This is a genomic window from Streptomyces kebangsaanensis (genome assembly GCF_001906585.1).
Lineage (GTDB): Bacteria > Actinomycetota > Actinomycetes > Streptomycetales > Streptomycetaceae > Streptomyces > Streptomyces kebangsaanensis.
Map to the genome: position 1 here is coordinate 52,846 of NZ_JUJA01000011.1, position 9,203 is coordinate 62,048.

9 protein-coding genes are annotated in these 9,203 nt (G+C 72.6%); 5 read left to right on the top strand and 4 right to left on the bottom strand.

What is annotated here, in order from left to right; translation table 11 throughout:
* Window positions 1-1,842, bottom strand: a 1,842-nt coding sequence (locus RH94_RS00875; protein WP_199880836.1) for an AAA family ATPase, incomplete at its 3' end; no start/stop codon positions are given.
* A gap of 430 nt (window positions 1,843-2,272) precedes the next feature.
* Window positions 2,273-2,899, bottom strand: a complete 627-nt coding sequence (locus tag RH94_RS00880) for a uridine kinase family protein (RefSeq protein ID WP_073945763.1) — start codon at window positions 2,897-2,899, stop codon at window positions 2,273-2,275.
* Between the two features lie 220 nt (window positions 2,900-3,119).
* Between RH94_RS00880 and RH94_RS00885 the strand changes: the two genes are divergently transcribed.
* The 3 genes from RH94_RS00885 (at window position 3,120) to RH94_RS00895 (ending at window position 6,837) form a co-directional block, all read left to right on the top strand.
* A complete protein-coding gene (locus tag RH94_RS00885; RefSeq protein WP_073945764.1) occupies window positions 3,120-4,505 on the top strand; it encodes a peptidase C39 family protein in 1,386 nt (461 codons plus the stop codon).
* A gap of 129 nt (window positions 4,506-4,634) precedes the next feature.
* Window positions 4,635-5,333, top strand: a complete 699-nt coding sequence (locus tag RH94_RS00890) for a TetR/AcrR family transcriptional regulator (RefSeq protein WP_407697235.1) — start codon at window positions 4,635-4,637, stop codon at window positions 5,331-5,333.
* A 331-nt stretch (window positions 5,334-5,664) separates the two neighbouring features.
* Entirely contained in the window at window positions 5,665-6,837 is a 1,173-nt protein-coding gene (locus tag RH94_RS00895) for an acyl-CoA dehydrogenase family protein (protein ID WP_073945766.1), read from the top strand.
* On the opposite strand, the gene RH94_RS46515 is transcribed toward RH94_RS00895, so the two are convergent.
* Both RH94_RS46515 and RH94_RS00905 read right to left on the bottom strand, forming a co-directional pair.
* Complete coding sequence (locus RH94_RS46515; RefSeq protein ID WP_073945767.1) at window positions 6,800-7,048, bottom strand: hypothetical protein; 249 nt, start codon at window positions 7,046-7,048, stop codon at window positions 6,800-6,802. The genes RH94_RS00895 and RH94_RS46515 overlap by 38 nt on opposite strands.
* 122 nt (window positions 7,049-7,170) lie before the next feature.
* Window positions 7,171-7,617, bottom strand: a complete 447-nt coding sequence (locus RH94_RS00905) for a hypothetical protein (protein ID WP_073945768.1) — start codon at window positions 7,615-7,617, stop codon at window positions 7,171-7,173.
* Between the two features lie 239 nt (window positions 7,618-7,856).
* Here RH94_RS00905 and RH94_RS00910 point away from each other — a divergent pair, with 239 nt between their 5' ends.
* Window positions 7,857-8,297 carry an Lrp/AsnC family transcriptional regulator gene (locus RH94_RS00910; RefSeq protein WP_073945769.1) on the top strand — a complete coding sequence of 147 codons (441 nt, stop codon included), beginning with the start codon at window positions 7,857-7,859 and terminating at the stop codon, window positions 8,295-8,297.
* 83 nt (window positions 8,298-8,380) lie between these two features.
* A partial coding sequence (locus RH94_RS41760; protein WP_234425426.1) for an amidohydrolase family protein occupies window positions 8,381-9,203 on the top strand: 823 nt, incomplete at its 3' end.

The following is a 9,203-nucleotide window of genomic DNA, read 5'->3' on the forward strand; positions in this document are numbered from 1 at the left end:
CCCCCGCCCCGACAGGACCTCCCCGTACGCCTGCATCAGATCCGGCAGCCGCAGCGTCGCCAGGTCGTCCCGGGACAGCGCCCCCGGATACGTGGACAGCCGCAGGTCACGGTACGCACAGCTCTTCTCGTACAGCGTCCGCAGGAACCGCCCGTTCCCGAGCTCGTCGATCCACCCCTGGTCGACCACGTGCCCGGCGATCGAGCGCAGCTCGTCCCGGGCCTCGTCGTCCCACAGGTCACCGTTCTCCGCGGCGAGCACCGAGCCGATCTCGGTGAGTTCCGGGGGCCGGTACGACGGGAAGTCCACCCGGGTCGTGAAGCGGGACGTCAGCCCGGGATTGGCGGCGAGCAGCCGGTCCATGCCCTCGGGATAGCCGGCGAGGATCACCACCAGGTGGTCCCGGTTGTCCTCGGCCCGCTTGAGCAGGACCTGCAACGCCTCGTCGCCGTACGCGTCGCCCTTCCCGTAACCGGAGTTGGACAGCGAGTACGCCTCGTCGACGAAGAGGACACCACCGATCGCGGAGTCGATGAGTTCGTTGGCCTTGACGGCGGTCTGCCCCAGGTACTCGCCGACCAGATCGGCCCGCTGGGCCTCCACCAGGTGGTCGCCGCCGAGCAGACCGAGGGCGTAGAAGACGCGGCCGAGGATGCGGGCAACGGTGGTCTTGCCGGTGCCGGAGGGACCGGAGAAGACGAAGTGCCGCTTGGGCGGCTGCACGGGCAACCCCTGCCCGGCCCGCAGCCGCGCCATGTTCAGCTGCGCGGACAGGGCCTTGACCTGGCGTTTCACCGGCTCCAGCCCCACCATGCGCTCGAGCTCGGCGAGTGCTTCCTCGAGCAACGCGGGATCGGTCGGCCCCGTGGGCAGCCCCTCCCCGCCCGCCGTGGTCCGCCGGCGCACCGCCGGATCGGTCACCGACGGCAGCGGACCGGTCACCGGCAGATCGGAACCGGACAGCTTCAGGTCCCGTCCCTCCGTACCGAAGAGCGGGTCCAGCACGTCCGGGCCGTCCACCGTGTCCTGCCCGACACCGGTCAGCGTGATCGCGGCGAGCCCGGCCACGTCGTCGTAGCCGTCGCCCTCGGCGATCGCCGCCAGCCGCGCCGAGGTGTCCATGAAGGCCGGGTCGACCCGGTGCACCGCCCGGTACAGCGGGAGCGCGGCGGCGCTGCGCCCGGTGCCCTCGTGCGCCCGCGCCAGCCAGTACCGCAGCTCCTTGCGCTGCGGCTGCTCGCTGCGGCAACGCATCAGCGCGGCCGCGAGCAGGGGCTCGGCCTGCCCGTACATCTCCATCCGGACCCGGGCCATGCCGCCGAACAGCCCGGCCTCGATGCCGAGCAGCGGGTCGTCGAGCAGCGGGTCGGTGTGCCGGACCAGCTGCTCCCAGTCCTTGACGAGATAGGCGCGGCAGGCGTGCAGGAAGCGGACCTGGGTGTCGGTGTCCACCGGCGGCAGCCCGGCCAGCGCCCGGTCCAGCTCGGGGACATGGCGGCCGTCCAGCCAGTGCGAGGCGTGCGCGAGCAGCAGATCGCGGGGCCTCTCAAGGACGGGCTGCACCCACCAGCCCAGCCAGTACCAGGAGTTGAGCGTGCGGCGGTGCCGGGCGCGCTGCTCGCCGAAACGGTCCCGGTGCCGGAACATCCGCAGCAGCGCGGTCGTCGTGTCCACCCGTAGCGCGTGCAGGCCGAGCCAGCCGTCGGCCATCCCGGGGTCCAGCCGCACCGCGGTGCGGAACTCCTCCTCCGCCTGCGGATAGGCGCCCATGGTGTAGGCGTCCACGCCTCGCAGCCACGCGAGGTCGGCCGGGGCGTCGGGGCCCTGCGTGCCGAAGTCCATCACGTCCCCCACAAATTGTGCCCCCCAAGGTTCGCCGCCCGGCATCCACCAGGCGGCCTCCCGTGGTCGAACCGCTGTGCCACGGAACGGAGTTGCAGTGCACTGAGCAGCCGTCCGAAGGTCGCGCCGAGGGCATCGTACCCGTGGGGCCGCCGCGCGCCGAAGGGTGCCGCACAGGCCGTTCGGCGAGGTGGGAGCGGACGGGGCGCGCCGCGTCCGGTGACCGAGGGTGATCGAATGGCATCGGACGGCGTCCGGAAAACGGGAAAAGGACAGAACGAAGCCCCCGATCACGGGGGAACAACCGGGGGCTTCGCGTCTGTCGGCGGTCCTCAACGACCGCATACTGAGAACGTAAGTCCTGTACGGCCCCCGGGTCAAGCGGAGTTGAAGCAGCCGGAGAAGTTCGCCCGCAGCGGTCTTCACAAGTTCAGCACATTGCCGACGACCCGTCACGGTGGGTGACGAACTGGTCCGGTCCAACGCTCCCGGCGGGCCCCGGAAGCACCTCGTATCCCTGGGCCGACTGCCGCACCAGAAGATCGGCGAAAGGCCGCGAGGGGTCCTCGGCGAAGTGCCGGCGCTCGGCCTCGACCCACCCGGACCAGAATTCCCGCTGCTCCTCCCCGTCCCGTGACCGCCCCCGCGCCCAGGCCTCCTCGCGCGGCAGGTCCATCCACAGCAGCCGCGCCAGATGCGGGCGCAGCGCCCGCCGCCCCGCCCCCACGCCCTCGACGAGGATCACCGGCGCCGGCGGCAGCTCGCGCGCCGGCCCGAAGCGCCGCGCCCGCCAGTCGTACGGGAAGTACCGCGCCGTCGCCCCGCGCTCGAGCGGCTCGACGACCTCGCTCAGCAGCCGCCCGTCCCACGAGAACAGCTCCTCATGGCTGGCGACATCGTCCAGGCGCAGCACGGGCGCATCCCCGAGCGCCACCGCCAACTCCGCGGCGAACGTGGATTTGCCGGACCCGGCATGTCCGTCGACGCCGACGAGCCGCACGGTCCCGCAGGACGGCGGCAAGCGGCGAAGGAGATCGGTGAGAGCGCGAATGACCATTCCCGGAACATGTGGAGGTGTACGTCCCGGAGGCATTCTAGTGACGTCCCCAGGAGCCACGGCGGAGTGGCTCCTCGCAGGCCACGCCAGTGGTGGAGACCAATATTGGTGGGTGCGGCGTGTGCCGAAGTGCTGGTAGGAGGCGGGCGCCGCGGTCATAGTGGGCGCACAGCCGTGCACGGACCCGCCCCGACTTCGGACACCTGGGGGTCACCCACCCATGAGCAGAGCCGAACAGCCGTCCCGCAGATCCGTCCTGGCCGCCACGGTCGCCGCGGCGATGGCGGGCGGCGTCGCCCCGGCGGCCGCCGCCTCCGTGACCGCACCGGCCGCCGGAGCCCCGGCCGCCAAGGGCCGCCCCCGCCCCACTCCGGCCCGCCGGGTCGACTACCGCGCCTGGACGACGTACCCCGACTGGCGCAGCGGTACGGCCCACGGCACCCACGCCGTCGCGGGCGCCCGTCCCGGTCTCCGGATGGCGCGGCCTGCGGGCACCACCGACTACACCGACCCGCACACCGGCACCACCGCCACCTGGGAGTACGCCACCTGGACGGGGCCGGTCCACCGGCTCGCCGTGCCGGCCACCGAGGCGGTCGCCTCCTGGAACGCGCACACCCCGGCCGGGACCTGGCTCCAGGTCGAGCTGCGGGGCAGGTACTCCGACGGCACGGACACCCCCTGGTACGTGATGGGCCGCTGGGCGGCCGGCGACCAGGACATCAGGCGGACCTCCGTCGACGGCCAGAGCGACGGCCGCGGCACCGTCTGGACGGACACCTGGTCCGTCGACGACCCGGCCTCCGGGCTGCGCCTCACCTCGTACCGGCTGCGGCTCACCCTCCACCGCAGGCCCGGCACCGGGCTCACCCCCACCGTGTGGCGGATCGGTGCCATGGGCTCCGACGTCCCCGACCGCTTCACCGTCCCCGCCTCCGCACCCGGCCCGGCCGGGGAACTGGTCGTCCCGCGCTACTCGCAGGAGATCCACGCCGGCCAGTACCCCGAGTACGACAACGGCGGCGAGGCCTGGTGCAGCCCCACCTCCTCCCAGATGATCATCGAGTACTGGGGCGGCCGGCTCACCCCCGGGCAGCTGTCCTGGGTCGACCCGTCCTACGCCGACCCCCAGGTCTGCCACGCCGCCCGGCACACGTACGACCACCAGTACGCCGGCTGCGGCAACTGGCCGTTCAACGCCGCCTACGCGGCCACCTTCAGGGACCTGCAGGGCGTGGTCACCCGGCTCGGCTCGCTCACCGACCTCGAGACGCTGATCGCGGCCGGCATCCCGGCCATAACGTCCCAGTCCTTCCTCAAGACCGAGCTGACCGGCGCCGGTTACGGCACCAACGGCCACCTGATGACCGTCATCGGTTTCACCGCCGACGGCGATGTGATCGCGAACGACCCCGCCTCGCCGAGCGACGAGGCGGTGCGGCGTGTGTACCGGCGCCGGGAGTTCGAGAACATCTGGCTCAGGACCAAGCGGTACAACGCCTCCGGCAAGGTCGTCTCCGGCAGTGGCGGCATCTGCTACCTGTACTTCCCGGCTCGCCCGACGGCCCACCAGCGCGGGGCCCTCGCCGCGGTGGGCGTCCGCTGACAGCGGCGCCGCGGGCGTGTGGAACCGTGAAGGCCCCGGGCGACCGGGGCCTTCACCACGACCGGCCCGGTCGCCGGCCGACCTGCCATACTGCGGAGTTCGACCGCCAGTTGGAGACCAGGGCCGAAATTGCATAACAGTCGACAGCGTGAGGCCGCCCTTCCCCGAGCTCTCAATCCCGTTCGAGCAGGGGGAACGCCCAGTCGTGCGCGCGGCACCGAACGCTCCGTGGCGCGTCGCGCCGAACTCATAGCCATCGGGCGGAGGTTGTTCGCCGACACCTCCTACGACGCCCTCTCGATGGACGACATCGCCCGGCAGGCCCACGTGGCCAAGGGGCTGATCTACTACTACTTCCGGTCCAAGCGCGGCTACTACCTGGCGATCATCGAGGACTCCGTCGCCGATCTGGTCACCTTCGCGGCGAGCGGCCTGGAACTCCCGGCCGTGGACCGGGTGCACCGCACCATCGACGGCTACCTCCGCTACGCGGAGCACAACCAGGCCGCCTACCGCACCATCGTCAGCGGCGGTGTCGGCTTCGACACCGAGGTCCACGCCATCCGGGACGGCGTGCGCGAGGCCATCGTCGCGACCATCGCGCAGGGCGCCTACGGCCGTACCGCGATCGCCCCACCGGCCCGTATGGGCCTGCTCGCCTGGGTGTGCAGCGTCGAGGGCGCCACCCTGGACTGGATCGGCCGGCCCGAGCTGTCCCGCGACACCATGTGCGAGCTGCTGGTGAAGACCCTCGGCGGCACCCTGCGCGCCATCGAGGAACTGGACCCGGCCCACCCGGCCCCCGCACCCGCCCGCCGCGACGACTGAGCGGAGCCGCGGCGCTGCCCGACGGTCCCGGTCGGCCCGCCGTTCGCCGTGCCCCCGCCCCGCTGCCGAGGAACGTGCGGGGCGGCAGGGGACCGGGCCGGTACGGGCGATGGTCCGGGCCGGTTCCGGACTCCGGAGATTTCTCGAAGTAAGCGCTCGTTAACCGGTGACGGGATCTCTCCGATCGGGCATACTCACAGCGCACAGCCGCTGGTCAGCAGCTTCCGTGACCCGGATGCCGGCCCCGGCTGAGCCCGAGAAAGACCCGGCGGAGCCGCCCCACCCAAGGCGCGCGTCCGCCGATGTGCCCGACAGGGAGGAGAGCGTCGCCATGCCCGACCGCGCCCCGCAGCCGGTGGACCGGCAACTGCCCACGGACGAGGCCCGGGACCTGATCTCGCTCGTCCGCGACATCGCGCAGCACGAGATCGCCCCCAAGGCGGCCGAGGAGGAGGACGCGGGACGTTTCCCGCGTGAGATCTTCACCCTGCTGTCCCGCTCGGGACTGCTCGGCCTGCCCTACGACTCCGAGTACGGTGGCGGCGACCAGCCCTACGAGGTGTACCTCCAGGTCCTCGAGGAGCTGGCCGCGGCGCGTCTCACCGTCGGCCTGGGCCTGAGCGTGCACACGCTGGCCTCCTACGGGCTCGCCGCCTACGGCACCAAGGAACAGCAGGTCGAGCACCTGCCCGCCATGCTCGGCGGCGGACTGCTCGGCGCGTACGCCCTCTCCGAGCCCGCCTCCGGCTCCGACGCGGCCTCGCTGCGCACCAAGGCGGTCCGGGACGGCGACGGCTGGGTGGTCACCGGGACCAAGTCGTGGATCACCCACGGCGGGATCGCCGACTTCTACACGGTCATGGCCCGCACCGGCGAGGAGGGCCCGCGCGGTATCACGGCCTTCCTGGTGCCCGGCGACGCCGAGGGCCTGAGCGCCGCGGCCCCGGAGAGGAAGATGGGTCTGAAGGGCTCCCCCACCGCGCAGATTCACCTGGACGGAGTACGGGTCCCCGACAGCCGGCGCCTGGGGGAGGAGGGACAGGGCTTCACCATCGCCCTGTCCGCGCTCGACTCCGGCCGGCTCGGCATCGCGGCCTGCGCCATCGGGCTCGCCCAGGCCGCCCTGGACGAGGCGGTCGGCTACGCCGCCGGGCGGCTGCAGTTCGGGCGGCCGATATCGGACTTCCAGGGGCTGCGCTTCATGATCGCCGACATGGCGACGCAGATCGAGGCGGGCCGCGCGCTGTACCTGGCGGCGGCGCGGCTGCGGGACGCCGGCCGGCCGTTCGCGCGGCAGGCGGCCATGGCCAAGCTGTTCTGCACGGACACGGCGATGAAGGTGACCACCGACGCCGTCCAGGTGCTCGGCGGGTACGGCTACACCGCGGACTTCCCGGCCGAGCGCTACATGCGCGAGGCCAAGGTCCTGCAGATCGTCGAGGGAACCAACCAGATCCAGCGGATGGTCATCGCCCGTCACGTCTCGGGTCCCGAGACCCGCTGAACAGCCCGAGGCCGGCCGGGGGCGCCACCAGCCTCACCCACTCCGGGTCGTGACGCCCCGGCAGGGTACGGCCCCGGTCGGCCCAGGCGCGTACCAAGTCGCGGTAGATCGGCGGGTCCTGGGCCTGCGGAGGCGCGGGCGGGACCGATTCCGCGGGCGGCGGCACGAACACACGACGCCGACGCGCGACTGCCGTCTGGGTGGTGGTCATACCTGGCCAACGCGACGTCCGGCGGCCAGGTCACCACTGCCCGGAATCGAGCGTGAGTTCATGGGCGTCCGGGGCCGGAGTGGGGCGCGGGAGCGAGCCCCACGGGAACCGGGTGGTGCCGCTCAGGCGGCATGACGGCGCATCGCCGGCACGCGCATCGGGCGCGATCCCGGGCCGCCGACGTGCGAGAAGGGCTGCATGCGCCAGTCGAGCCCCTGAGGGAGCGTCAGCAGCAGGGCGGTGCCCTGCTCCTGGAGTGCGAAGGACTCGTCCGCGGGGCGGGCTTCGGACGCCCGGCGGCCCGTGCCGGCGCAGACCGTGAGCCCGAACGGGTTCCACGGCGAGGCGCACAGCGCGTGCTCCGGCAGGACCTCCTCGTCCGCGAGCAGCGCGATGGGCTGCGCGCACTCCGGGCAGATCACCCGGTACATCTCGAAGGTGTCGTAGGCATCGGGTTCCTCGCCGTCCAGGGCATCGTCGGCGTCGGACTCCGTCCACTCCGGCTGGAGCTCGACGACCGACTGCCGCTGCTTGGGCACAGAACGACCAGGGCGCTTGAGACTCTGCATGGGATTCTCCCCCTAAGGCTGGGCCGTGAAGGCGCTGCGGCCTCGACCACAGCAAGCACTTCCCGTCCGGTCTCGGGGGTAATCACGAGAACATCACGGAGAGCCTCCAAGGGGTGTGGCGTTCGTCACATGCCGCCCGCAGGTGCCCGGCGTGGCGGCTTTCGCGGCGTCACGAACGGCGCACGAACCGGGCCGCCGAGCTGTCCGGGGAGATCGGGTGCCCTGTAGGTTCTTGCGCCATGGAGGAGCTGGACCGACAGATCGTGCAGCTGCTCGTCAAGGACGGGCGGATGAGCTACACCGACCTGGGCAAGGCCACGGGTCTGTCCACGTCGGCCGTGCACCAGCGGGTGCGGCGGCTGGAGCAGCGCGGCGTCATCCGTGGGTACGCCGCGGTCGTCGACGCCGAGGCCGTGGGGCTGCCCATGACCGCCTTCATCTCGGTCAAACCCTTCGATCCCAGCGCCCCCGACGACATCGCCGACCGCCTGGCCGGCGTTCCGGAGATCGAGGCCTGCCACAGCGTCGCCGGCGACGAGAACTACATCCTCAAGGTCCGCGTGGCCACCCCCCACGAACTGGAGGAACTCCTGGCACGCGTACGCACTCTGGCAGGCGTCTCCACCCGCACGACGGTGGTCCTGTCGACCCCGTACGAGTCCCGGCCCCCCCGTATCTGACCACCACCCGGCGGCCGCCGTCGCCCTGCGTGCGGCGGTGCCCCGGTGCGGCGGTGCCCCGGTAGGGCGGGAGACTGGTGTTCATGAGTGAGCGCAGTGTTGACGTCCGGACCGTTCTTCTTCGCCGGGGCGAGGTCCACAGCCCCGCCGACCCGTTCGCGACCGCGATGGTCGTCGAGGCGGGGCAAGTGGCATGGGTCGGCTCGGAGGGCGCGGCGGACGCGTTCGCGGACGGCGTCGACGAGGTGGTCGACCTGGACGGCGCACTCGTCACCCCGGCGTTCACCGATGCCCATGTGCACACCACCGCGACCGGCCTCGCGCTCACCGGCCTGGACCTGTCCGACGCCCCCTCCCTGGAGGCGGCGCTCGCCCGGGTGAGGGACTTCGCCGCCGCCCGCCCCGACGACCGCGTGCTGCTCGGCCACGGCTGGGACGCGGCCCGCTGGCCCGGCGGCCGTCCCCCCACGCGCGCGGAACTCGACGAGGCCACCGGCGGCCGGCCCCTCTACCTCAGCCGGATCGACGTCCACTCCGCCGTCGTCACCACGGCCCTGCTCGACCTGGTGCCCGAAGACCCGGGCCCCGTGGACGGCCCGCTGACCGCCGACGCCCACCACGCCGTACGCGCCGCCGCGTTCGGTGCGATCACCCCCGCCCAGCGCACCGAGGCGCAGCGGGCCGCGCTCGCCCGCGCCGCATCCCTGGGCATCGGGTCCGTGCACGAGTGCGGCGGCCCGCGCATCTCCTCCGAGGACGACTTCGCGGGCCTGCTGGCACTCGCCGCCGAGGAGCCGGGCCCCCGGGTCGTCGGCTACTGGGCGGAGGAGAACGTCGGCAAGGCACGGGAACTCGGAGCGCTCGGCGCCGCCGGCGACCTCTTCGTCGACGGCTCCATCGGCTCGC